The 574-nt window shown below is 65.3% G+C and carries 1 protein-coding gene; it reads right to left on the bottom strand.

Annotated features, from left to right (window positions below):
* The coding region (locus tag G3T14_RS24570; protein WP_163645059.1) for an integrase core domain-containing protein at positions 1 to 574 on the bottom strand (574 nt) is incomplete at both ends.

The raw sequence follows: 574 nt of genomic DNA, 5'->3' as shown, positions 1-574 counted from the left end.
CGGATCGCGTCCGGTAGCTGATGCACCTCGACGACGCGCCGGGTCCGGTCGGGCACGCTGTAGTAGTTGCCGCCGATCGAGGCGAGCCCGTCATGGCTGACGCGCCGCTCCAGCTTGAGCAGGGCCTCGAAGGGCATGCCTGGCAGCGGCTGCAGCTCGGGCCGTTCGGCGGCGAAGGCGTCCGAGATGACCCGCTGTGTAGTGCCATGCAGCCGGACGTTGGCGACGGTGTCGAGCCAGACCTGCAACTGGGCGTTCAGGTCGTCGAGATTGCGGAAGCTGCGCGCCAGGAAGAAGTCCTGCCGGATATAGGAGAACGGCCGCTCGACCTTGCCTTTGGTCTTGGGCCGATACGGGCGACAGGCCCGTGGCAGGAATCCGTAATGCTTGGCCAGGGCCACGAGCGAGCGGTTGTAGACGATGTGCCCGGCCTCGTCCTCGCCGGTCACGGCGGTCTTCATCCGGTCGTAGAGGATCTCGATCGGCACGCCGCCAATCGCCGTGAAGGCCAGCATGTGACATATGTGGACGGCCCCCAGCTCGCAAGATGATGAAGTCAGTTTGGATGATCGGA

The sequence above is a fragment of the Methylobacterium sp. BTF04 genome, from assembly GCF_010692745.1.
Classification (GTDB): Bacteria; Pseudomonadota; Alphaproteobacteria; order Rhizobiales; family Beijerinckiaceae; genus Methylobacterium.
This window is presented reverse-complemented; position numbering and strand designations above follow the sequence as displayed.